Source organism: Pseudomonas sp. Hp2 (assembly GCF_006386585.1).
In the GTDB taxonomy this organism is placed as follows: domain Bacteria; phylum Pseudomonadota; class Gammaproteobacteria; order Xanthomonadales; family Xanthomonadaceae; genus Pseudomonas_S; species Pseudomonas_S boreopolis.
The window spans coordinates 609,625-630,935 of sequence record NZ_VAHJ01000002.1; the positions used below are offsets into that span (position 1 = coordinate 609,625).

A 21,311-nucleotide genomic window follows, 5' to 3' on the forward strand; every position below is an offset into this window, starting at 1 on the left:
TTATGGTCGGCCTGTCTCGATCCTGCCCGCGGGAGTGACCATGTCCAAGAGCCTCGCCTTCATCGCCGACCACCTGCCGCACGTCACGGTGGAGGACGTGCGACGCTTTTCCAGCCTCGTCGAGATCCGGGATGCCCGTGCCTTCGCGGCCGAACTCGAGGCGTTCGTCCACGAGCGCGTGGAAGCGGTGGAGCTGCCCGCTGCCCTGGAGGCGCAGACGGTGGAGCAGATCCTGGCGCGCAAGGCGGCCACGCTGCGCGCCGGCACGCGCTGGACGCCTGGCGCCACCGACATCCAGCGCGGCCGCGCCGCCATGCTGGAAGCCTTCGGCCAGCCGCACAATTTGCCGCTGCCCGAGTTCGCCAGGCTGGCGGACAAGTCGCGCCAGCAGATCTACAAGGACATCGACGCCCGCCGGCTGCTGGCGTTGAACGTGGGCCCGCGCGGCCAGAGGCTGCCGGACTGGCAGCTCGACCCGGTGAAGCAGCAGTTGACGCAGGCCGTGCTCCGGAAGGTGGAAGGCATCGATTCCTGGACGCTCTACCGCGCGCTGTCCGAACCGCTCGAAGGCCTGGGCGGGCGCGCGCCGGTGGAGGCGGTGACAGCCGACTCGATCGACGACGTGGCCAGGGCGGTATTCAACGTGCTGGGCGTGCACGTCGATTGAGACGGAGTGGGAGTAGGCATGGAGTTGCCGTCGTTCCTGATCGACGCGGGTGAACTGCTCCAGCACGTCAGCCGTGTTGCGTATCGGGGGACCGCGCTGCATTACGGCCGCGGCGGCGCCAACCGCTACGATGCGCCATCAAGGGATTACGGCGTGCTCTACCTGGGCAGCGACCTGCCCACGGCACTGATGGAATCGGTGTTCCACGGACACGCCTGGCGCGTGGATGCCAGGCGTTCGATCGCCCTGGCGGAAATCCGGGGCCGGCTGGTGCGCGTGGTGGGCGTCCTGGACTCGCTGCGCCTGGCCGATCTGACCGCCGAGGGCGTCATGGCGGCCTACCTGGGCTTGAACCTGGAGCAGCTGGCAGGCCGCGACTATGCCTGCACGCAGCGGGTGTCCGCCCAGATCCATGCGGTACCCGGAGCGGACGGGGTTCCGCTGTTCGACGGAGTGCTCTATCCGTCGCGCAACAACTATCCGGCCGCGAGCATTGCGTTGTTCGAGCGGGCCAAGGCGAAGGTCAAGGTCGTCGACGACATCGACCTGGTCGACCACGCGGGCTGGCCGGCCTTCGTCGCGGCCTATGGCATCGCCGTGGAGCCCGATCCCGGGCCGGTGGCGCCCGACGACGAGATGTCCTGATGCAGGATGGGGCGGGCCGAGGCGCCCGCGAGCATTTCTCATCGGAGCGGTTCATATGGGTTTTTTCATGCTTTGACCGACTCACGACGAATGCCGCGCGCTAGCCATGCGATCATCGCCGGGTCTCCTCCAGCCGTTCGGCGGTAACCAGGACCACATCGTTGCTGCGCATCGGCAAGTCCAGGGAAAGGCGGCCATCGCGTTCGACGCGCACGCGGCGATCGATTTCCGGGGCGTCGGTGGTCAACGCCTGCAGGCGAGCCAGTTGCTTGGCATCCAAGGACGCCGGCGAGCCCATTTCCAGGTAGGCGGTGTGCGCATCGTTGGCCTTGAAGCCGGTCCGCCTTGCCTTCAATCGATAGCTGCCGGGGGCCAGGTGCGTCAATCGCAGTTGCACCGGGCGTGCCTCCGTCGCCGGCAGCGGCTTGGTGAAGAAGGGGCGGTTGCTGACGGGCTGCTCGGGTTGCTGCCAGTCCCAGACCACTGCGGAGACCGTCGTGCCATCGGTCGCGGCCCAGGTCGATGCGTCGCTGCTGGAAAGCTCCTGTCCTTGCAGTGCATGCAGGTACTTGTAGGCGAAATAGACCGGCTTGCGGATGCCCTCGCGCGTCAGCAGCCCGAAACCGCCGTGAAACGGCGTGGGCGGCGGTCCCGGTTCTTCGAACAGATCGGTGTAGACCCAGTAGCTCATGCCTTGAGCGAGGCCTTTGCTTTGCTTCAACTTGGTCAAGACGTAAGGGGCGCTGATGTACGAATCATGCACCGGGTCGCGCGGGGTGTAACTGGTGCTCCATTCGGTGAAATACAGCGGAAGGTCCGGAAAGGCCGATGCCGCGATCTGCTGTCGCGAGCGGCGCACGTCGCCGACGATCGCGTCGGGCGAACCGGACAGCTTGGTGTCTTCCTTGCCCGATTCGTCGAGGAAACCGCCGTCGACCCCGTAGGCGTGCGTCGCCACGAAATCGACCGGCGCGCCTTTTTCCTTTGCATAGGCGAGAAACTCCGGTATCCAGGCCGCACCGGCGGTGGCCGGCCCGCCGACGCGCAGCTGCGGATCGATGGCCTTGATCGCTTTCGCCGTATCCAGGTACAGCGCGAAATAGGCCTGTTGATCGGCGCCTTCCCAGAAACCACCGAGATTGGGTTCGTTCCAGACCTCGAAGTACCAGCGCCTCACCTCGTCGACGCCGTAGCGTTCGCGTACATGGTGGATGAAGGCTTCGACGAGCGCGCGCCATGCCTTGGGTTCCGGATGCGAGGTGTTGCCTTTCCAGTAGAAAATGGTCTGCGGCGAGGTCGCAAGCGCTTCCGGCGTGAAGCCGAGTTCGACGAAAGGCCGGATGCCCTTGGCGAGCAGGTTGTCGTAGAGCTTGTCGATGCCGCTGAAGTCGTAGCGGGTAATGCCGTTCTCGACCTTCACCGTACCGAGCACGTCATGGAAGATGGCGTGGAATCGCACATAGCGAAAGCCCAGTTCGTCAACGACCGTCTTCAGTTGCGCCTGGTTCTCGTCGCGGATCAAGGTGCCGGGATAGTCGGCACCGATGGAAAGATCGAAGAAGCGATCGATCGGTCCGTTCGTCTGGGCGACATCGAGCTCGACAAGCCGTGGAGGCAGGCCGGCCGCCACGGCAATGAGGGGCGCGGCCAGCGCCATGGTCGTGCCGAGCTTGAGCAGTGAGCGATGGATCATGGGTCTGGCCTGCCTCTGATTCGATGGGAGGGTGAAGCGGCGGCCCGGAAGCGTACCACCGCGCCTGGCAAGCGTAATGCTTGCCGGCCTCGGAAACGATATGCCGTCCACTCAAACTACCGAGGTTTGCCTGTCCGCAGGCCTGGCACGTCCGCCCGGAGCGCGAGATCCCAACCCGCTGCTCACCACGCGTCCGGTTCGCGCACCATATGGATGATGTTTGCCGGATTTGAGATCCACCCGCCCTTGAATCCGTCGGGCAAGGGTTCGATCGCGTCAGCCCGCACCACACCGGCTTCAGCGAGGCGTTTTGCTGTCTCGATGAAGTCGTTGGTGAAGAGTTCGAGTCAGACTTCCGCCTGGCTCATCCCCGGCGCTTCATCAAGCCAGAGCTTGTTGGGCCCGAGCTCGAATCCCACTGCCGGCGCCTTGTCGGTGATGGGCGTCAGGCCGACGACATCGCGATAGAAGCGGAGAGTGGCCTGGTACTGGTGCGGCGGAATCTTCATGGCGATATCGATGCCGCCATAGATTTTCGAGCTCATTGAACTTCTCCGCTTCAGGTTCTCAGTGGGAACCGGGGTTCGGCTCAATGGCGGGCTCACCCAGGAGTTCGCTTCGGTAGTAGCCCTCTCGCAGATTGATGCCGTATTCGAGGTATGCCTTCAGGCAGCAGAGCATCTGCGACCAACCTTCGCAGTTGAGATAGGAGGCAACTACTCCTGCCTTGTCCTCTTGCCATCCCGCTTCGGTGATCGTGACAAGCGTCGCGCCGTCGTCGAGTGGCTCGAAGGTCATCTCGATCCGCGTCTTGTACGCTGCGCCGCCTTCGTCGGACGCAGGCCCATCCCAGCGCAGCACGATGCGCCTGTGGGGTAGTACCTCGTCCACCTCCACGGGAATCTGGCCCCACCAGATGACGGTCTGCTTGCCTGGGCATCGTATGTGGCGGTAGTGCCAGTTTCTGTCACCATACTTGTTGGCTCCATCCCGCATGAAATCTGCTGTGGGAGGGACTTCAGTCCCGACGCCTGGCTGGGATAGCCCGTCGAGACTGAAGTCCCTGCCACAAAAAGCCTTCGCCCGTGGGCCGTGCCCGGGCCAGCCCGCAGATCGCTTGGCTCAGTGTCTTTGGGTGTTTCATGGTGATGGGGTCCGGCCGTTATCGCCCCTTGGCGCTGAGCTGGACCGGCACGGTCTCTATCAGCTTGCGCGACAGGATCATCGGCTGGGTCACCGCCACGTATTTCTTGAAGTGTGGGGATTCGATGTGTGATCGATAGGCTTGCTCGCTGGCGTAGATTTCAAAAAAGCGCAGACTGTTGGGCTTGTCTTTCTCGGCGACCGAATAGATGGCCAGCACGCCGGGTTCGAGGCGGATGGAGGTTTCCATCTCTTCCTTGACGGCGGCGGTGTAGGCGTCGAGTTGTGCGGGGTCGATCACCAGCTCGGCGATGCGCACGACGGTAGTGTCCGGTGGCTGCGCATGAAGCGTGGCTGTTGCGGCGCCGCCGAGCATGACGGCGGCCATCATCAAGCTTCTCATCGGGTGTTCTCCTTCAGGTTTCCAGGCATTTCGGCAGTTCGGCGACGAGCACGTCTATCGCCAGGCGCGAGCGCAGCGGCAGGTATTGAGCGGCGGGCCAGACGGCATAGCCTTCGATGACGGCGGTGGGCCGGTGCCCCCAGATTTCGACGAGTTCGCCGCGTCGCAGCCGGTCGCGGATCAGCCAGTAGGGCAGCCAGGCAAGACCCATTCCCGCAACCGCGGTATCGGCAATGAATTCCAGGTCGTCGAAACGCAGTCGGGAGGTGGGATGGATACCCACCAGCGCATCGGTGGCGTCGGGGAGTTGCCACTCCAAGGCATGCTCGTTGCGCCAGTACGGCAGAAGGTCGTGCTGCTGGAGTTCTTCCAGCGTGCGCGGCTCGCCCCTGGCCGACAGATAAGCAGGCGACGCGCACAGCACCTTGCGCTGGCTGACCAGGCGGCGCGCACGCAAGGTGGCGCGGTTGTCCGGCGCGCCGTTGCGCACGGCCAGATCGAACCCTTCGGCGATCAGATCGACCTGGCGGTCGCTGAAGTTCAATTCCAGTTCGAGCTTGGGATGCTGCTGTGCGTAGGCGCGCAGAATGGGCGCGACGCAATACCGGCCGAAGAGCACCGGCAGCGTCACGCGCAGCTTGCCGACCACTTCGCGCCGACCGTTCTCCAGCATGGTTTCGCCCGCGCGCAATTCTTCGATGGCGCGCAGGCAACGCTCGTAATATTGCTGCCCATCTTCGGTGAGACTCTGGGTCCGGGTCGTTCGTTGAAACAGTTGTACGCCCAAGCGTTCCTCCAGACGCGCGATTGCCTTGCCGACGGCCGAGCGCGTCAGCGACAGCCGCTCGCCGGCCTTGGCGAAGCCGCCGGATTCGACGACTTCGACGAATAGCTGCACGCCATCAAATCTATCCCGCATGGCTTCACCTATCGGCTCCGGATTGTAGAATTTAAGGATACATTGAGAATAAATATATTCTCTTATGTATATTTAAATTCTACTTTATAGTCGTTCGCAGGCCAAGTGAAGGCGGCGGCGGGTTACTCAATCGGCTGCCATAGCACTCGGCAATCCACGACGGTATGCAGTCGAAAGGCAAGGTGAGCAGGTGCTTGTTTCAATCGTTTATGACAGTGGCTATGGCCACACCGCGCGCGTGGCCGAGGCCGTGGCCCAGGGGGCACGCGAGTCGGGTGTTGCCGAGGTCGTGCTGATGCCGGTGGGCGAGGGCGCAGTGGACTGGCAGGTGCTCGAAGACAGCGACGCGATCGTCTTCGGCTCGCCGACCTACAACGGCATGATCAGCGCCAGGCTCAAGCAGTTCTTCGAAGATTCCACCAAGCCCGCGTGGATGCCGCAGAAGTGGCGCAACAAGATCGCGGCGGGCTTCACCAACTCCGGCGCGCAACACGGCGACAAGCTCAACGCGCTGGTCTCGATGGCGCTGTTTGCCGCCCAGCACGGAATGATCTGGGTCGGCCTGGATTTGATGCCGGGCAACAGCAACAGCACGGGCAGCACGGAAGACCTCAACCGCCTTGGCAGCTGGCTCGGGGTGATGACACAGGCGAACACCGACGAAGCGCCCGAGATCGCGCCGCCGGGCAGCGACCTGCGGACGGCCCAGTACTTCGGCCGCCGCGTGGCCGATACGGCTCATCGTTTTCAGCCCGCCTGATTCTTCTTCAATCCTCCAACACTCAAGGAACATGCTCATGAAACTGCTTTGCCTCGACGTGCCACAACCGGGCGCCACGCTGGACCAGTATGCGCCGCACATGGCGGACGAAGCCCGCCACGCCTGGCAGATGTACAAAGGCGGCACCATCCGGGACATCTACTTCCGCCAGGACCGCCCCGGCGTGGCGATCATCGCCGAGGCCGAATCGGTCGAAGCCGCGAAGGCTGCGCTGGCCGAGTTCCCGCTGGCCCAGGCCGGGCTCATTGGCTGGGAGGTGATCCCGCTGGGTCCGTTCACCAACTGGGAAACGCTGTTCGCGCCCGGTAACGCCTGAGACCTACTCGCGGCGCTGCCCGCAAAGCCCGTGCGGCCTGCACAAGAACCAAGGAATTCCCTCATGAACGTACTGGGCTTTGCCGCTCAATCGGCCACCGCCCCGCTCGAACGTTTTGCCTTCGAGCGGCGCGCCCCGCGGCCCGATGACGTCGTCATCGACATTCTCTACTGCGGTGTCTGCCACACCGACCTGCACCTGGCGCAGAACCACGGCGGCTTCACCACCTATCCGATCGTGCCCGGGCACGAGATCATCGGCCGGGTGCGCGAGGTCGGCGCGAATGTCTCGCGCTTCAAGGCCGGCGACAGGGTGGGCGTCGGCTGCATGGTCGATTCCTGCCAGCACTGCCAGCCGTGCCTGAAAGGCTGGGAGCAGGATTGCGTCGAAGGCCCGACCTTCACCTATGGCAGCATCGACCAGCACGACGGAAACGTCACTTTTGGCGGTTATTCCGAATCCATCGTGGTGAGCGACAGATTCGTGCTGTCGCTGCCCGATGGGCTCGATCCGGCTGGTGCGGCGCCGCTGCTCTGCGCCGGCATTACCACCTGGTCACCGCTGCACCGCTGGAATGTCGGCAAGGGCAGCAAGGTCGCGGTGATCGGCCTGGGCGGGCTCGGCCACATGGCACTGAAGTTGGCCAAGGCGCTTGGCGCTGATGTGACGCTGTTCACCCGTTCGCCGGGCAAGGAAGACGACGCTTTCCGCCTCGGTGCGGACCATGTCGTGCTATCGGGTGACGCCGCACAGATGCAGACCGTCGCCGGCCAGTTCGACGTGATCATCGACACGGTGCCCTACGACCACGACGTCAACCCCTACATGCCGACACTCGCGCTTGAAGGCGTGCTCGTACTGGTCGGCTATCTGGGACCGCTCGGCACACCGGTGAATGCCGGCGGCATCGTGAGCGGGCGCCGGGCCATCTCCGGTTCGTTCATCGGTGGAGTGTCCGAAACCCAGCAGATGCTCGATTTCTGCGGACGGCACGGCATCGTTTCGGACGTCGAGATCATCCCCATCCAACACATCAACCAAGCCTATGAGCGCCTGTTGAAGAGCGATGTGAAGTATCGCTTCGTCATCGACATGGCCTCGCTGGCCTCCTGAGGAACGCACGCATGACAGACAGCATCAAGCCCATTTTGTGCGTGGTCACCAGCCACCCGATCCGTGGCGACAGCGGCGAGCCGACCGGCTTTGCGCTGGTCGAGCTGACCCATCCGCTGGCGGTTTTTGAAAAGGCAGGCATCCCGGTCGAGATCGCTTCGATCCGTGGCGGTCACCCGCCGATCGATTTCTTCGACCTTTCCGATCCGACCAATGCGCATTACTGGAAGGACAAATCTTTCCGCGATGCACTGGCGCATTCGCTGGTGTTGGGCGAACTCGATCCGTCGCGCTACTCGGCGGTGTTCTTCGCCGGTGGCCATGGCACGATGTGGGATTTCGCCGACAGCGAAGCGGTGCAGAAGACCATTCGTGACATATGGGAAGCCGGTGGCATTGTCTCGGCGGTCTGCCATGGCCCGGCCGCGCTGGTGAATGCGAAATTGTCGGATGGCAATTACCTCGTGGCCGGCAAAAAGCTCGCAGCCTTCACCGACGAGGAAGAGGCCGAGGTCAAGTACACCCAGGTCGTGCCGTATCTGCTGGCCACCACGCTCAAGCAGCGCGGTGCGCTGCATCAGCCGGCGCCCAACTGGTCGGAGAACGTGGTGACCGATGGTCGCCTGGTGACCGGGCAGAACCCGGCATCGGCCCACGGCGTGGGCGAGGCCGTCGTCGCGCTGTTGCAGGCAAAGGCCTGACGGAGCGCATAAGGGGCGACCTGTATGAAACACCTCGTGATGGCCGCCGCCTTCTCGCTCGCCCTGGGCGAGCGTGCGTTTGCAGAAGACAGAAGAGGAACCATGACCATGCCGGAAAGCGCATCGTCCCTGTCCGTGAAAGACATCGAATCCGTATCCCCCGCCTTGGCGCGTTACGCCCGTGAAGACGTTCTCGCCGATCTGTGGCGACGCCCGCAGTTGTCGCCGCGCGACCGCAGCATCGTCACGCTGGCCATCCTGATCGCGCGCAACCAGCCGGCCGAGTTCAAGCATCAAGTGGACGTGGCACTCGACAATGGCGTCACCGCCGCTGAGGTCTCCGAGATCATCACCCATCTCGCTTTCTACGCGGGCTGGCCGAATGCGATGTCGGCCATCGCGGTCACCCAGGCGGTATTCGCTGATCGCGGCATCACGGCTGACCAGCTGCCGCCGGCATCGCCGTCGCTGCTGCCGCTCAACGAGCAAACGGAACGACAACGCGCCGTGGCGGTCGAAGCGAATGTCGGCCCGATCTCGCCGGGCCTGGTGAAGTTCACGGCCGATCCGCTGTTTCTGGATCTGTGGCAACGCCCCGCGCTCAAGCCGCGCGATCGCAGCCTAGTCACGGTCAGCTCGCTGATCGCATCCGGCCAGAGCACTCAGGTTACCTATCACCTGGGCCGCGCGATGGACAACGGCCTGACGGCAGAGGAAGCTGGCGAAATCGTCGCCCATGCCGCGTTCTATGCGGGCTGGCCAAACGCCTTCTCCGCCGTTTCCGTGGTCGGCGAGGTGCTGCGCGGACGTGCGAAGTAGCCCACGACATGTCCTGCGATCTGTCGCGTCCCCAAAAAAATCCCCCTGCGGTGACGGAGTTCAATCATGAAACTCGTGGCAATCGAAGAGCACGTGCTCCCAGCCGACATCAAGCGTGCCTGGGAAACTCTCCCCGGCGCAGACGATGGCACCCTGGCGCTGAATCCACCGATCATCGACGAGCGCCTCGCCGATCTTGCCGACAAGCGCCTGGCGCTCATGGACGAAACCGGCGTGGACATGCAGGTGCTGTCGCTGACGACGCCGGGCCTGAACAATCTCGCCGAGCCCGGCATCGAGCTGGCCCGACGCGCCAACGAACTGATGGCGGCGACAGTGCGCGGCATCCCGGCGCGTTTCCAGTTCCTGGCGGCGCTGTCTTTCGCTGACGCTGACACGGCCGCGAGCGAGTTGCGGTGTGCCGTGCTGGAGCTGGGTGCGAAGGGCGGCATGCTGTACGGCCGTGTCGGCGACAGGCATCTGGATGACGCCTTGTTCGAAGCGACCTATGCCTGCGCGGCCGATCTCAACGTGCCCTTGCTGATCCATCCGCAGATCCCGCAGGCGGCGGTGCGCGCGTCCTACTACAGCGGCTTCACCCCGGCGGTCGATCTGGCGCTGTCGACCTTCAGCCTCGGCTGGCATTACGAGGCCGGCATGGAGTTCGTGCGCATGGTGCTGGGCGGCGTCTTCGACCGCCATCCCAACTTGCAGGTCATCCTCGGCCACTGGGGCGAGGTGGTGATCTTCTACCTGGAGCGTCTGGTCATGCTCGACAGAGTGGCCAAGCTGCGCAAGCCCTTCATCGCCTACGTGAAGGAGAACCTGTACCTGACCGCCAGCGGCATGTTCAGCGCTGACTACCTACAGCGAGCAGTGGACGCGGTTGGGTGGGATCGCATCCTGTTCTCGACCGACTACCCGTATCAATACCGGCCCGGTGAGGATGCCCGGCGTTTTGTCGAAGCGTTGCAGGTGAATGAAGGCGACAGAAGCAAATTCGCGCACACCAATTGGGAGCGGCTGACCGGCGGCAGGGCGGTGTAACGACAAACGTGGGAGCGGCTTCAGCCGCGATGGGCCTTCTCGGGAAAGCATCTGAGGTCGGCCGGCTCATCCGGCCTGGCGCCGGTAGCGCAAGGCCTCGACCGCCAGCGCCAAAGCCGGCGACTGGCAATGGCAGGCGAAGAAGACACGCAGCCTCGGGAAGACATGACGCCAGTCTTGAGCACGGCGGTGACCCGTCATCCATCTTGTCGGATGGCGGCTCGTCATGCGTTGAACGTCACCGAGGCCGGCATGCCTCGTTGTGCTGGCCGGCGATGCGGTCTCAACGGAACACGGGGATGGTCCCCGATGCCGTGCTCCGGTCGCCGGCTTCCCGGAGCTTGCGGCCGAGTTCGGCGATCCGGCGCTCGCCCGCCTGCAGCGCCTGCGCGCTGGTGTGCACCGAGTAGCTGCCCAGGTGCAACGGGTGCGGATGCGGTATGGCGGATCCGAGCACAAACACGGCGTTTTGCCCACCCGATGCTTCGAGCGTGATCGCGGCTTCGCCGTGTTCGAACACCACCATCTCGCCCGCATCCATCGGCGCACCGGCGTCGAGCCTGCCTTGCGCGAGCGCCAGCCAGCCGACGCTGTGGCCGGCCGGTGGCTGGTAGCTCCAGCGCTCACCCGGTTGGAGCGTGACCAACAGGTAGTTGATGCCGTCCGGCGCGGGCACCGGGCTTTGCACGTCTTCATGATTGCCGACGATGACGCGTGCCGGCCCGGCCTGCGGGATGTCCCGTGCTTCGATGTAGCGGCTGACCGGTTCACCGTTCTCGAGTTCGGCCGGCAGCGCGAGCCAGAGCTGGAAGCCCTGGATGCGCGGCACATCGTCGGGCGCCATTTCCTTGCCGTGCCAGATGCCGCCGCCGGCGCGCATCCACTCGACGCCTCCATAGCCGATGATGCCGGAGCCGTTGGCCGGGTCGTCGTAGCGAAGGCGTCCCTCGGTCAGCACGGTCACCGTGGCGATGCCCGAGTGCGGATGCAATGGCATGTCGGCCATCGCTTGCACGGTGCGCCTGTCCGCGTCGAACAGGTCGAGGAACACGAACGGCTTGGCGATCTGGCCGAGGTCGGAAGGGCTCATCAAGCGGGTGATCGGGCCATGGCCGTGGCCGCGCGTGCGGTGCACGATCCGGCGCGGGGCGGTCGTGGAGCGGGGAGCGAGCAGGGCGTTCATCGTGGTGGGCTCCGGAAGATTTCAAGCGACGCCGATGCGGCCGAGCGCACGGCCCATGCCAGCACGATGCAGCCAGGCGATCGTGGCGGTGATCAGGGCCAGTACGAGGGCCGGCACGGGGCTGCCGCCGATGACGAACAGGTGCACCAGGACCGCCACCGACATGGTGGCGGCCAGCAGCAACCCGCCCAGGCCGGCGGTGGCCGGCAGCAGCAGGGCGATGCCGCCGCCGACTTCGACCAGGCCAGTCACGAAGCGGAACCACTGGCCGATGCCGATGTGGTCGAAGATCTGCACCATCATCGGCACGCCCGCGAGCTTGGCTCCGCCGGCAGCCAGGAAGGCTGCCGCGGCGAGGATGCGCAGGCTCCAGGAAACGATCCTGGCAGTTCGGGTGGGGGCGGCCGCAGCCGCCGTGGACGACGTATGCATGGGGATGTTCCTAGGGTTCGATGGCCGCGCGTCACGCGGCCAGTTTCCCGACCTCGGCCGTGGCGGCGTCGATCGCGGCGGTGCGCAGTTCGGGGCTGATCGACAGGCCCTCGGCGCGCACGAAGGCGATGTCGGTGATGCCGAGGAAGCCGAAGAAGTTGCGCAGGTAGGCTTCCTGGTGGTCGAAGGAGGCCATCGGGGTGCCTTCGCCATACATGCCGCCACGGGTGGAGGCGACGATGACGCGCTTGCCGGCGGCGAGCCCTTCGACGCCGTTGGCGGTGTAGCGGAAGGTCTTGCCGGGTACCGCCAGGCGGTCCAGCCACGCGCGCAGCTGCGAGGGCAGCGAGAAGTTGTACATCGGCGCGCCGATGACCACGGTATCGGCGGCCAGGAAGTCGTTCAGCAGGCGGGCGTTGCGGGCCACCGCCTGCTGCGCCGGGCCCTGCGGCTCGACGCCCTGGAAGGCCAGGAACTCGGCGGCGGAAAGGTGTTCGATCGGCTCCGCGGCAAGGTCGTGGCGGATGACTTGCGTGCCGGGCGCCTGGTCGGTTAGGCGCTTGACGATGGCGGCGGTGAGCTGGCGGCTGACCGACTGCTCGTTGAGGATGCTGGCGTCGATGTGGAGGAGCGTCATGGGAAGTCCTTCGGTATAGAATTGTGACCGGGACTAGGAATGTAACTACGGCTCCCAAGGTGCACAATACGGCACATCAAGAGAACCCGGTAACATGAAAGTGACTGATTTCCCTCATGATTTGCGGCAAACCGACTGCCACAAGGTCAGCCAGGTGCTGGCCCGCGTGGGCGAGAAATGGAGCGTGCTGATCATCATGTTCCTGGCCGCCAAGCCGCGCCGCTTCACCGAGATCAAGCGCGCCATCAATGGCATCTCGCAGCGCATGCTGACGCTGTGCCTGCGCGGGCTGGAGCGCGACGGGCTGATCAAGCGCACCGTCTATGCGGTGATGCCGCCGCACGTGGAGTACGAATTGACGCCGCTGGGGCGTTCGCTGACCGAGCCGGTGATCGCGCTGGGCACCTGGGCCGGCCAGCACATCGCCGACATCGACGCGGCCAGGGAAGCCTTCGATGCCCGCGAGAAGGCCGAGGGCGAGGCGGCCGTTCCGTTCAAGTAGGCCCCGGCCGGAGGCTGCACCGCCGGGCGGCCGGGTACGCGGAAGGCGACGTGGGGAGCCGGTCCGCATGGGACGCGTGGCCCAGTTTCGCGAGGCCACGCATTGATCGGCGCCGGGCGCTGTGTCATACCCGGCACTTCGTTTCGATGGCACGGAGGGGGTTGCATGCTCAAGCACGCTTGCGGATTCGCACTGTGGATGGCGGCCACGCTGGCACCGGCGGCCGACGCCGTCCCGATGGCCGCCGGAACATCCGTGGCCGAGGCGAACGCGCCCGCGCGTCCAGGTTGGTCCGCGGCATCCCGCTCTTCCGGCCAGCCCACGGCGCGCCACGAGAGTGCGGCGGCCGTGGTGGATGGCGAACTGTTCGTCATCGGCGGCCGCGGCCAGCCGCCGCTGGACATCCTCGACCTCGCCACCGGCGAATGGCGACAGGGCGCGGCGGCGCCGATGGAGATCCACCACACGCAGGCGGCGGTGCTGGATGGCCGCATCTACGTGATCGGGGCGCTGACCGGGCCGTGGCCGCAGGAAGAGGTCGTGCCGCGCGTGCTGATCTACGATCCTGAAAGCGACCGCTGGCAAGAAGGCCCCGAGCTGCCGGCGGACAGGCGCCGCGGCGGCGGCGGGTTGGTCGTGCACGAGGGCGTGTTCTACCTGGTGGGCGGAAACCGGCTGGGCCATCGCGCCGGGTTCGTGCCGTGGCTGGATGCGTTCGATCCGAAGACCGGAACGTGGACGGCATTGCCCGATGCGCCGCATGCGCGCGACCACTTCCATGCCGCCGTGCTGGACGGAAAGATCTACGCGGTCGGCGGGCGCCTCAGCGGGCACGAGGACGGCGGGCAGATGGGGCTGCACCTGGACGGCATGGACGTCTACGACGTCGCCGCGCGGCGCTGGACGACGGCGGCGCAGGCGATCCCGACGCCGCGCTCCGGAGTCTCGGTGGTCGTGCTGGACGGGCGCATCGTGGTACTGGGTGGCGAAAGCGAGCGGCAGGAGCGCGCGCATGCCGAGGTCGAAGCCTACGATCCGCGCAGCCAAACGTGGACGAGCCTGCCGGCGATGCCGGTCGGCCGGCACGGCATGCAGGCGGTGGTGGCCGGGGACGCGATCCATGTCGTGGCCGGCAGCGGCAACCGCGGCGGCGGCCCCGAGTTGAACGACCATTGGGTGCTCGGCGCACCCTGAAGCGGATCCCGATGGATGCCGTGGCGCGACGGCCTCCATCGCGCGATGTCGCTGCGGGCGGCGAGGTAATGTGCGCGGCAAGCGGATGAAGCGGCGGCGCACGCCAAGAGCCTGGACTTCATCCTGACACCGTGATGGCGCCGCGCTGGCCGGGTGCGTGCGTGGAGCCTGGCAGCCGGGACGTGCCCGCAGCGCGCCGGCGCGTCAACGCGGCATCACGCGGCGCCTCCACGCATGTGGCCGCTTCACGGATGCTCTACCGCAGCGCTTACATGCTGGCCGCGTGACCTACCAACACGCAATCAAACCCACGCGCGTCGAACCGGCCGAAGGAAAGCTGGGCATTCTGATGCCCGGGCTGGGCGCGGTGGCGACGACCTTCATCGCCGGCGTGCAGGCCGTGCGCAGGCAGCTCGCGCTGCCGATCGGCTCGTTGACCCAGATGGGCAACATTCGCCTGGGCAAGCGCACCGAGAACCGCCATCCGCGCATCCGCGACTTCGTGCCGCTGGCCGACCTGGACGACCTGGTCTTCGGCGGCTGGGACATCTACGACGAGAACGTGTACGAGGCCGCGCGCAATGCGCGCGTGCTCGACCCGGCGATGCTCGATGCGGTGAGGCCGGAGCTGGAGGCGATCCGGCCGATGCCGGCGGTCTTCGATCCCGGTTACGTCTCGAACCTGGATGGTCGCCACGTGAAGCAGGCCGCCGGCAAGATGGCGCAGGCCGAAGCGGTCATCAAGGACCTGGAGCGCTTCCGCGCGGCCCATGGCTGCGCGCGCATGGTGATGGTCTGGTGCGGTTCGACCGAGAAGTATATCCAGCCGCAGGACGTGCATGCGACGCTGGACGGTTTCCTGCGCGGGCTGCGCGAGGACCATCCGGCCATCGCGCCCTCGATGATCTATGCCTATGCGGCGATCTCGCAGGGCATCCCGTTCCTCAACGGCGCGCCGAACCTGACCTGCGATATCCCGGCGCTGGCCGAACTGGCCGCGGCCAACGGAACGCCGATCGGCGGCAAGGATTTCAAGACCGGGCAGACGCTGATGAAGACCATCCTGGCGCCCGGGCTGCAGGCACGGGCGCTCGGCATCCGCGGCTGGTTCTCGTCCAACATCCTGGGCAATCGCGACGGCCTGGTGCTGGACCATCCGGACAATTTCCGCACCAAGGAGGTCTCCAAGCTGAGCGTGCTGGAGGACATCCTGCGGCCGGATCTCAGCCCGGAGCTGTACGGCGAGCTCTATCACAAGGTCCGCATCAACTATTACCCGCCGCACGGGGACAACAAGGAGAGCTGGGACAACATCGACATCTTCGGATGGCTGGGCTATCCGATGCAGATCAAGATCAACTTCCTGTGCCGCGACTCGATCCTCGCCGCGCCGATCGTGCTGGACCTGGCGCTGTTCGCCGATCTGGCCAAGCGCGCGGGCATGTCGGGCGTGCAGGAGTGGCTGTCGTTCTACTTCAAGTCGCCGCAGACGGCGCCCGGGCTGCGCCCGGAGCACGACATCTTCAAGCAGCTGATCAAGCTGCAGAACACGCTGCGCCACATGATGGGCGAGGACCTCATCACGCACCTGGGCCTGGACTACTACCAGGAGCCCGTGGGGGCCTGACGCAGGTTCCCCGCCTCGCCATCGCGCCGCCATGCCGACATGATCGAAGCCGTCACTTTCTGGAACGAGGCCAACAACAAGTCGCACTGGGACATGGAGGTCGATCCCCAGTGGAAGATGTATGCCCGGATGGTGGCGATCGCCGCGCAGGCGACCAAGGCCGAGTGCCCGCGGGTACGGCGGGTGCTCGGCGGGATCTCGCCGATCGATCCGGGTTTCGTGCGCCACCTGCAGGGACTGGGCGCCCTCGACGACATGGACGTGGTGGCGGTGCACGGGTTCCCGCTGGACTGGAACCTGTGGCCGATCCACGCCTGGCGCGACAAGATCGCCGAGATCGAGGCCGTCACCGACCTGCCGGTCTGGGTGACGGAGGTCGGCGTGTCCAGCTTCGGCGCCGAGGAGGTGCAGGACTTCGGGCTGCGGCGTACCGCCGAGCTGCTGCTGGGCCGCGTCGAGCGGGTGCACTGGTACAGCCTGTACGACCTGCCCAGCGCGTGGGAGGCGACCACGCGCCATCGCGAAGCGGAGGGCTCGTCGTACTACCGGCATTTCTACATGGGGCTGCTGCGCGAGGACGGCACGCCCAAGCTCGCGCTGAGGCAGTTCCCGCAGTACACGCCGGAACTGGGCATCTGCCAGTGGTTCCACTTCGAGGATCATCGGCTGGATGCCGCCGTGGATTGGCTCAAGCGGTTGGGCGTGCGCCGGCTGCGCACCGGCCTGAGCTGGGCCGACCGGCACAGGCCGGACGCGCTGGCGTGGTTCGATCGCATGATGAAGGCGCTGGAGCCTTTCGAGCTCACCGTCACCTTCTGCTTCACCCCCGAGAGCAGGGGGATACGTCCCCACCACACCAGCCCGCCGCAGGAGATGCAGGAGTTCGCCGACTTCTGCGTGGAAATGCTGCGGCGCTATGCCTGACCGGCGCGGAACGTCCACGATGGCCCTGCAGCATGCGCGCCCGGCCGAGCCTCCCTGCGGAGATCCCGGCACGGATCCGCTGCAGGCCTGGCTGCGCCACATGCGGCGCGGCGAATGGGAGCAGGCCTGGGCCATCACCGACGCCGAGCTCCCGCTGCGCGCTTGCCGGCCTTGCGCGCACTGGCCGCGGCACATGCAGTACGTGTGGACCGGCGCGCCGCTGGCTAACCGGCGCGTGCTGGTGCGGTGCTACCACGGCCTGGGCGACACCTTGCAGTTCATCCGCTACATGCGGCCGCTCAAGGCGATCGCCCGCGAGGTGATCGTGTGGGCGCAGCCCTCGCTGCTCGGGCTGCTGCGGGGCGTGGCCGGGATCGACCGGTTGTTGCCGTTGCACGACGGTGCCCCTGACGCCGGCTACGACGTGGACATCGAGATCATGGAGCTGGCGCATTTCTTCCGAACCACGCCGGCGACCGTGCCGGCGGAGGTCCCGTACCTGCGCGCGGAGCCCATGGCGCTGGCGCGCCGCGCGGATCGACCCTCGGTCGGGCTGGTATGGAAGGCGGGAGACTGGAACCCGGCACGCTCGATGCCGTTCGCGACCCTGATGCCGTTGGCGGAGCTGCCGGACGTCGATTGGTTCATCCTCCAGCCCGGCGCGCGGGAGGCGGGATGGAACGGCGAGTTCGGCCGCTTCCCCGGCGAGTTCGGCATGACGGACTACGCGCGCGCGGTGCGCGCGATGGATCTGCTGGTCACCATCGATTCCATGCCGGCCCACCTTGCCGGGGCCCTGGGAGTGCCGGTGTGGACGCTGCTTTCCACCGAGCCGGACTGGCGCTGGATGGAAGGCCGCCAGGACAGCCCGTGGTATCCGACGATGCGCCTGGTGCGGCAAGCGAAGGCGGGCGATTGGGCCGGGGTGGTCGCCCGTGTCGGGCGGATGCTGGGCGATCGCGCCGCGCGCTGGAAATCCGGATCCGGCGGGTTCAGCGCAAACCCACTCGCCTGATCCAGGCGCCCAGACGGCCGCGGTGGTAGGCCAGGGCGTGGTAGGTCGCCGCCGCGACGCGCGCCCATCCGATGTAGAACGCGGGAATGCCCAGGCGGCGCGCGATGCGGAACGCGCGATGGCTGCCTGCGGAGATGGCGCAACGCATGCGATAGACCAGCCGGCGTTGCGCGGAGGGTACGCGCCTGTCCGGAACCACCCGCTTGCGCGGCCGCAGGCCGCGCCGGCGCGCGAGCCGATAGGCCAGCCCCTCGCGCCGTTGCCGCAAGCCGGCCGCCTGGGTTTGCGCGACGAACGAGGCATCCACCCGGTCCAGCTTCACCCGGCCGTCCTCGATGGCGCGCGAGACGATGCGCGCCACCTCGGGAGAGCGTACAAGCACCACGTTGTTGCCGCGCCAGTCCGAGGCGTACGGCTCCACCCAGGCATCGCCGAAAGAGACATCCGCGGTCTCGGCCATCACGTCGTCGCAGAAGTTGCAGGCCGGGTCCATGAAGAAGCCGGCGCCCCAGTCGCCATCGGCCAGGTGCCACCAGTCGCGGTCGAGCACGCGGCCATCGTGCAGGGCCAGGGCCGCGTTGTACCAGCTGGCCGGCCGGTCCGGGAGCTTGCGGCGGAACTCCACGCCGCGGACCTCCCGCCCGGTCGTGCCCATCTGCCAGGCCAGGCTCTCGACGAAGCGCGCGCTCTTCATGTGCCCGCAGAACAGGCCCAGGGTGAAGCGGATGCGCTCGCGCAGCAGCGGGTGCTCGCGGCGCATCAGCTGCACGGCCTTGATGAAGCAGGGGATGCCGACCACCGCATAGCGTCCGGGGGTGTCCATGATGATGCGCAGCACCTCGGACATCTCGACCGGGTAGTAGCGCGACCGGGCGCCGCGCTTCAACGCGTCCTCGTCGCGCGAGATGCGGTAGCGGAAGAAGCGGCCGTCGCGGCCGGGATCCTCGATCGCGTGGACGTGCGCGACGCCGTCGATCATTCCCTCGCGCAGCAACTGGGCAGCGAGCCAGGTCGCCATGCCGCCCGAGCTGCCTTCGGTCCGGAACGCTCCCTCGCCGGCGTGGCCGACGTAGGCGGCGGCGAAGCGGCCGGTGGTCGCATCGTGCAGGTCGGCGTGCGGGAACAGCTCCGCCGCGATGCGGTCCTCGTCGTCGGCCGCGGGCGAGAACGGGCAGGTGCGCTCGAAGCGCGGCACGGCATTCTCGCTCCAGCCAGGCGGACCTGCGGGCCGCAGCAGGCCATCGCGGTCCATGCGCATGCGGGCCCCGGGCACGCCGCTTTGCGCGACGCAGGCGCCGCAACCGATGCAGAGACCGGCGCGGACCATGGCCTCGGGCCGCAACGCCTTCATGCGGCGGCGGTGGCGGGGAGCAGCGCGGCGAGCAGGTAGCGATGCGAGCGGGCGCGCAGCGCGCCGATGCGATCCTGGACCGCGTCGGGCAACGGTTCTTCGAGCAGCCGCTCGAACGTGGAATCCGGCGTGGACGGGCCGGCGAAGTGCGCTCCGGTGCCTGCGTCGGCCATCAGGGAGCGCAGCTTGGTGCTGCGGTAGGAAGAGCCTTCGCACACGAATGGCCGGCCGTACCGGAGGGCGAACACGCAACCATGGAAGAAGTTCGTCGCCACCGATCGCGCACCGGCGACGAGCGCCGCGAACTCGCGGGGGCCTGCCTCGATCCACTGCCGGTCGGCCCAGGCATTGCGATAGCCGATGCTGACCGTCCTCAGCCCGCGGCGCCTGGCCCAGCACGCCACGGCATCGGCGAAGCGGGGCGAGAAGTTGTGGCCGTACACGGCGACATAGGGTTCGTCCAAGGGCACGGGCACCGATGGCGCGGGCGGGAACGCGAGGCAAGGGTCCAGCACGAGTTCGGGCCTGTGGCCGGTCGCGTTCTCGACCAGGTCGCGCGATGCGGCATCGCGGACGGCGATGTGCCGGAAGCGGCGCAGGGACTGCGCTCTCTCCTGGTCCAGGCCGAGCCGCGCATCGTAATGGCCGAAGCTGGCCGCGTACGAGACCAGGTGCCGCGCCCGGAGGCCTTCGCCGTAGAAGGCGGGGAAGGCGCCGTACCAGGGATGCGACAGGTTCCATACTTCGTCGCTGCCGACGACCACCGTATCGCATGCCGGCATGCGCCCGGGCTCGTCCAGGGGAAAGCGCGGCGACAGGGGAAGCTCTTCGAAGGCTTCGAAGAAGCGGCGGATCTTGCGCCGGTAGCGGCCATGGTCCTCGCGCAGCGTCGGCTGCGGCAGGGTCGGGCGCAGCGCGCATCTCCACTCGGCGATGTCCACCTTGCGCGATGCGTGGTCGAGGATGACGGCGCGATGGCCGAGCGAGCGCAGCCCGTCGGCCAGGCATTTCGCTTGCCAGTAGCTGCCGTAGTTGATGCAACGGTGGAACGTCAGAACGCCGATCTTCACGATTCCGTCCAAGCGGGATGACGATGCTGGCAACCCCGCGATTACCGGCGAGGTCGCCACGATGACCCGGCTGCTGTTGATCCGTCATGCGCAAACCGATGCGAACGGCCATAGCCTGGCCGGGCGACTGCCGGGCGTAGGCCTGAACGATCTCGGCCGCCGGCAGGCCCGTGCATTGGCCGCGAGGCTCGGGCAACTCTCCATCGCGGCGATCTATGCGAGCCCGCTGGAGCGGGCGATGCAGACCGCCGAAGCCATCGCCACTCTACGAGGGCACAGGATCGTGCCTTGTGAAGAGTTGCTGGAAATCGACTACGGCGAATGGACGGGCCTGAGCCTGCAGGCGTTGGCCGACGACGAGGCATTCCGGATCTTCAACGGGCAACGCAGCTGCGCGGCGGCGCGCGCGGGCGAATACATGCTGCAGGCGCAGGCGCGGATGGTGGTCGGGCTCGACCGCCTGCGCAGGCTGCATCCGCAGCAGACCATCGCCGTCGTCAGCCATGGCGACATGATCCGCGCCGCGGTGGCGCACTACGCCGGCATCCCGCTGGATCTTTTCCATCGGATCGAGATCAGCCCGGCTTCGCTCAGCGTGGTGGATGTGGACGACATGTGGATCCGCATCGTTTGCATCAACGACACGGGAAGTGCAGGCGATTTCGCGTGAGTTGCCTCCATCCCGCGCGAGCTCCGCGCCCCGCCGGCACGTTCGCGTGAAACCCAGCGAGCTTGGCTGTGAAGCATGCGTAGCCGTTTCCAGGTGTTTCTTCTCAAAGCTTTAAAGCATCAAAGCTGAGACTGGCCCCGAACCTGAAGCGGACCGTTCTTCTTGCGCATCGACATGCATTCCGTGGCGTCGGATGGGGTCCGCTTCTTCGCAGCGAGGAGGTGGCCGCAGCGCAAACGATGGTCGAGTGCCTTTCTCCACGATGCCGCCGGCAGCGTCGATCACGCAGACCTACGGTCGCGCCGGCCGGTCCAGTGGAAACATCATGGCGCGATGTCGATGCCGGCCTAGCGACCGCATCGCGACTCCTGCCAACGGTCCCGCCCGGAAAGCGACGACGTTTCCGCCGCGGGTGACGCGCAACTCAAACCGCCTGTCCGGTCCATCGCCAGGTCCGGG

The 21,311-nt window shown here is 66.5% G+C and carries 24 protein-coding genes; 14 read left to right on the top strand and 10 right to left on the bottom strand.

All coding sequences use genetic code 11. The annotated features are described in order from the left end of the window. Positions 1–40: 40 nt before the first annotated feature. Positions 41–667 (top strand): integrase, encoded by a 627-nt coding sequence (locus FD678_RS07855; RefSeq protein WP_140720984.1) that lies wholly within the window; start codon positions 41–43, stop codon positions 665–667. Positions 668–685: 18 nt separating this feature from the next. After that, entirely contained in the window at positions 686–1,312 is a 627-nt protein-coding gene (locus FD678_RS07860) for an RES family NAD+ phosphorylase (protein ID WP_140720987.1), read from the top strand. Between the two features lie 112 nt (positions 1,313–1,424). On the opposite strand, the gene FD678_RS07865 is transcribed toward FD678_RS07860, so the two are convergent. From FD678_RS07865 to FD678_RS07885, 5 genes are all read right to left on the bottom strand, one after another. Next, entirely contained in the window at positions 1,425–3,005 is a 1,581-nt protein-coding gene (locus FD678_RS07865; RefSeq protein ID WP_218569569.1) for a GH39 family glycosyl hydrolase, read from the bottom strand. 347 nt (positions 3,006–3,352) lie between these two features. Then, entirely contained in the window at positions 3,353–3,550 is a 198-nt protein-coding gene (locus FD678_RS20575) for a hypothetical protein (RefSeq protein WP_256661883.1), read from the bottom strand. Between the two features lie 22 nt (positions 3,551–3,572). Beyond that, positions 3,573–4,001, bottom strand: coding sequence for an SRPBCC domain-containing protein (locus FD678_RS07875; protein WP_140720990.1), 429 nt, complete (start codon positions 3,999–4,001; stop codon positions 3,573–3,575). Positions 4,002–4,167: 166 nt separating this feature from the next. Continuing rightward, positions 4,168–4,551 carry a putative quinol monooxygenase gene (locus FD678_RS07880; protein WP_140720993.1) on the bottom strand — a complete coding sequence of 128 codons (384 nt, stop codon included), beginning with the start codon at positions 4,549–4,551 and terminating at the stop codon, positions 4,168–4,170. A 13-nt stretch (positions 4,552–4,564) separates the two neighbouring features. Further along, complete coding sequence (locus FD678_RS07885) at positions 4,565–5,449, bottom strand: LysR family transcriptional regulator (protein WP_256661884.1); 885 nt, start codon at positions 5,447–5,449, stop codon at positions 4,565–4,567. A 211-nt stretch (positions 5,450–5,660) separates the two neighbouring features. Here FD678_RS07885 and FD678_RS07890 point away from each other — a divergent pair, with 211 nt between their 5' ends. The 6 genes from FD678_RS07890 to FD678_RS07915 all read left to right on the top strand — a co-directional run bounded on the left by FD678_RS07890 (position 5,661) and on the right by FD678_RS07915 (position 10,247). Beyond that, positions 5,661–6,230: a flavodoxin family protein gene (locus tag FD678_RS07890; protein WP_140721000.1), complete on the top strand. Its 570-nt coding sequence runs from the start codon at positions 5,661–5,663 to the stop codon at positions 6,228–6,230. 37 nt (positions 6,231–6,267) lie between these two features. Continuing rightward, positions 6,268–6,567 (top strand): superoxide dismutase, encoded by a 300-nt coding sequence (locus FD678_RS07895; RefSeq protein WP_140721003.1) that lies wholly within the window; start codon positions 6,268–6,270, stop codon positions 6,565–6,567. Between the two features lie 63 nt (positions 6,568–6,630). Beyond that, on the top strand, positions 6,631–7,680 hold the full coding sequence (locus FD678_RS07900) for an NAD(P)-dependent alcohol dehydrogenase (RefSeq protein WP_140721006.1): 1,050 nt from the start codon (positions 6,631–6,633) through the stop codon (positions 7,678–7,680). Between the two features lie 11 nt (positions 7,681–7,691). Beyond that, the gene (locus tag FD678_RS07905; RefSeq protein WP_140721009.1) at positions 7,692–8,381 is read left to right on the top strand and encodes a type 1 glutamine amidotransferase domain-containing protein; all 690 of its coding nucleotides are present in this window, start codon (positions 7,692–7,694) and stop codon (positions 8,379–8,381) included. Positions 8,382–8,405: 24 nt separating this feature from the next. Then, positions 8,406–9,200 (top strand): carboxymuconolactone decarboxylase family protein, encoded by a 795-nt coding sequence (locus tag FD678_RS07910; protein WP_140721012.1) that lies wholly within the window; start codon positions 8,406–8,408, stop codon positions 9,198–9,200. Positions 9,201–9,266: 66 nt separating this feature from the next. Further along, the gene (locus FD678_RS07915) at positions 9,267–10,247 is read left to right on the top strand and encodes an amidohydrolase family protein (RefSeq protein WP_140721015.1); all 981 of its coding nucleotides are present in this window, start codon (positions 9,267–9,269) and stop codon (positions 10,245–10,247) included. 283 nt (positions 10,248–10,530) lie between these two features. On the opposite strand, the gene FD678_RS07920 is transcribed toward FD678_RS07915, so the two are convergent. Genes FD678_RS07920 through FD678_RS07930 form a run of 3 tightly spaced genes read right to left on the bottom strand, consistent with a single transcriptional unit; the run spans position 10,531 to position 12,499 of the window. Beyond that, positions 10,531–11,430 (bottom strand): pirin family protein, encoded by a 900-nt coding sequence (locus FD678_RS07920; RefSeq protein WP_140721018.1) that lies wholly within the window; start codon positions 11,428–11,430, stop codon positions 10,531–10,533. A gap of 21 nt (positions 11,431–11,451) precedes the next feature. Then, complete coding sequence (locus FD678_RS07925) at positions 11,452–11,862, bottom strand: DoxX family protein (protein ID WP_140721021.1); 411 nt, start codon at positions 11,860–11,862, stop codon at positions 11,452–11,454. Between the two features lie 31 nt (positions 11,863–11,893). Continuing rightward, on the bottom strand, positions 11,894–12,499 hold the full coding sequence (locus FD678_RS07930; protein WP_140721024.1) for an FMN-dependent NADH-azoreductase: 606 nt from the start codon (positions 12,497–12,499) through the stop codon (positions 11,894–11,896). 94 nt (positions 12,500–12,593) lie between these two features. Here FD678_RS07930 and FD678_RS07935 point away from each other — a divergent pair, with 94 nt between their 5' ends. The 5 genes from FD678_RS07935 (at position 12,594) to FD678_RS07955 (ending at position 17,761) form a co-directional block, all read left to right on the top strand. Continuing rightward, on the top strand, positions 12,594–13,001 hold the full coding sequence (locus FD678_RS07935) for a winged helix-turn-helix transcriptional regulator (protein WP_140721027.1): 408 nt from the start codon (positions 12,594–12,596) through the stop codon (positions 12,999–13,001). Between the two features lie 165 nt (positions 13,002–13,166). Beyond that, on the top strand, positions 13,167–14,195 hold the full coding sequence (locus FD678_RS07940; RefSeq protein WP_218569571.1) for a Kelch repeat-containing protein: 1,029 nt from the start codon (positions 13,167–13,169) through the stop codon (positions 14,193–14,195). A 283-nt stretch (positions 14,196–14,478) separates the two neighbouring features. Beyond that, positions 14,479–15,822: an inositol-3-phosphate synthase gene (locus FD678_RS07945; protein WP_218569572.1), complete on the top strand. Its 1,344-nt coding sequence runs from the start codon at positions 14,479–14,481 to the stop codon at positions 15,820–15,822. A gap of 39 nt (positions 15,823–15,861) precedes the next feature. Continuing rightward, positions 15,862–16,746, top strand: coding sequence for a glycosyl hydrolase (locus tag FD678_RS07950; protein WP_140721030.1), 885 nt, complete (start codon positions 15,862–15,864; stop codon positions 16,744–16,746). A 19-nt stretch (positions 16,747–16,765) separates the two neighbouring features. Then, complete coding sequence (locus FD678_RS07955; RefSeq protein ID WP_140721033.1) at positions 16,766–17,761, top strand: glycosyltransferase family 9 protein; 996 nt, start codon at positions 16,766–16,768, stop codon at positions 17,759–17,761. Here FD678_RS07955 and FD678_RS07960 read toward each other — a convergent pair. Together FD678_RS07960 and FD678_RS07965 are read right to left on the bottom strand one after the other, a co-directional pair. Then, positions 17,739–19,013, bottom strand: coding sequence for a Coenzyme F420 hydrogenase/dehydrogenase, beta subunit C-terminal domain (locus tag FD678_RS07960; RefSeq protein WP_218569573.1), 1,275 nt, complete (start codon positions 19,011–19,013; stop codon positions 17,739–17,741). The genes FD678_RS07955 and FD678_RS07960 overlap by 23 nt on opposite strands. A 95-nt stretch (positions 19,014–19,108) precedes the next feature. Then, positions 19,109–20,182, bottom strand: coding sequence for a polysaccharide pyruvyl transferase family protein (locus FD678_RS07965; protein ID WP_218569574.1), 1,074 nt, complete (start codon positions 20,180–20,182; stop codon positions 19,109–19,111). Between the two features lie 61 nt (positions 20,183–20,243). On the opposite strand from FD678_RS07965, the gene FD678_RS07970 reads away from it, so the two are divergent. Beyond that, entirely contained in the window at positions 20,244–20,852 is a 609-nt protein-coding gene (locus FD678_RS07970) for a histidine phosphatase family protein (protein ID WP_177497623.1), read from the top strand. The last annotated feature ends 459 nt before the right edge of the window (positions 20,853–21,311 follow it).

Bases quoted from the DNA above. Each gene is read 5' to 3' on its own strand.
- FD678_RS07970 (WP_177497623.1), top strand. From the start codon at position 20,244: ATGACCCGGCTGCTGTTGATCCGTCATGCGCAAACCGATGCGAACGGC.
- FD678_RS07935 (WP_140721027.1), top strand. From the start codon at position 12,594: ATGAAAGTGACTGATTTCCCTCATGATTTGCGGCAAACCGACTGCCAC.
- FD678_RS07950 (WP_140721030.1), top strand. From the start codon at position 15,862: ATGATCGAAGCCGTCACTTTCTGGAACGAGGCCAACAACAAGTCGCAC.
- FD678_RS07855 (WP_140720984.1), top strand. From the start codon at position 41: ATGTCCAAGAGCCTCGCCTTCATCGCCGACCACCTGCCGCACGTCACG.
- FD678_RS07940 (WP_218569571.1), top strand. From the start codon at position 13,167: ATGCTCAAGCACGCTTGCGGATTCGCACTGTGGATGGCGGCCACGCTG.
- FD678_RS20575 (WP_256661883.1), bottom strand. From the start codon at position 3,550: ATGAGCTCGAAAATCTATGGCGGCATCGATATCGCCATGAAGATTCCG.
- FD678_RS07930 (WP_140721024.1), bottom strand. From the start codon at position 12,499: ATGACGCTCCTCCACATCGACGCCAGCATCCTCAACGAGCAGTCGGTC.
- FD678_RS07920 (WP_140721018.1), bottom strand. From the start codon at position 11,430: ATGAACGCCCTGCTCGCTCCCCGCTCCACGACCGCCCCGCGCCGGATC.
- FD678_RS07900 (WP_140721006.1), top strand. From the start codon at position 6,631: ATGAACGTACTGGGCTTTGCCGCTCAATCGGCCACCGCCCCGCTCGAA.
- FD678_RS07910 (WP_140721012.1), top strand. From the start codon at position 8,406: ATGAAACACCTCGTGATGGCCGCCGCCTTCTCGCTCGCCCTGGGCGAG.
- FD678_RS07905 (WP_140721009.1), top strand. From the start codon at position 7,692: ATGACAGACAGCATCAAGCCCATTTTGTGCGTGGTCACCAGCCACCCG.
- FD678_RS07875 (WP_140720990.1), bottom strand. From the start codon at position 4,001: ATGCGGGATGGAGCCAACAAGTATGGTGACAGAAACTGGCACTACCGC.
- FD678_RS07960 (WP_218569573.1), bottom strand. From the start codon at position 19,013: ATGGACCGCGATGGCCTGCTGCGGCCCGCAGGTCCGCCTGGCTGGAGC.
- FD678_RS07915 (WP_140721015.1), top strand. From the start codon at position 9,267: ATGAAACTCGTGGCAATCGAAGAGCACGTGCTCCCAGCCGACATCAAG.
- FD678_RS07865 (WP_218569569.1), bottom strand. From the start codon at position 3,005: ATGATCCATCGCTCACTGCTCAAGCTCGGCACGACCATGGCGCTGGCC.
- FD678_RS07955 (WP_140721033.1), top strand. From the start codon at position 16,766: ATGGCCCTGCAGCATGCGCGCCCGGCCGAGCCTCCCTGCGGAGATCCC.
- FD678_RS07860 (WP_140720987.1), top strand. From the start codon at position 686: ATGGAGTTGCCGTCGTTCCTGATCGACGCGGGTGAACTGCTCCAGCAC.
- FD678_RS07925 (WP_140721021.1), bottom strand. From the start codon at position 11,862: ATGCATACGTCGTCCACGGCGGCTGCGGCCGCCCCCACCCGAACTGCC.
- FD678_RS07880 (WP_140720993.1), bottom strand. From the start codon at position 4,551: ATGAGAAGCTTGATGATGGCCGCCGTCATGCTCGGCGGCGCCGCAACA.
- FD678_RS07895 (WP_140721003.1), top strand. From the start codon at position 6,268: ATGAAACTGCTTTGCCTCGACGTGCCACAACCGGGCGCCACGCTGGAC.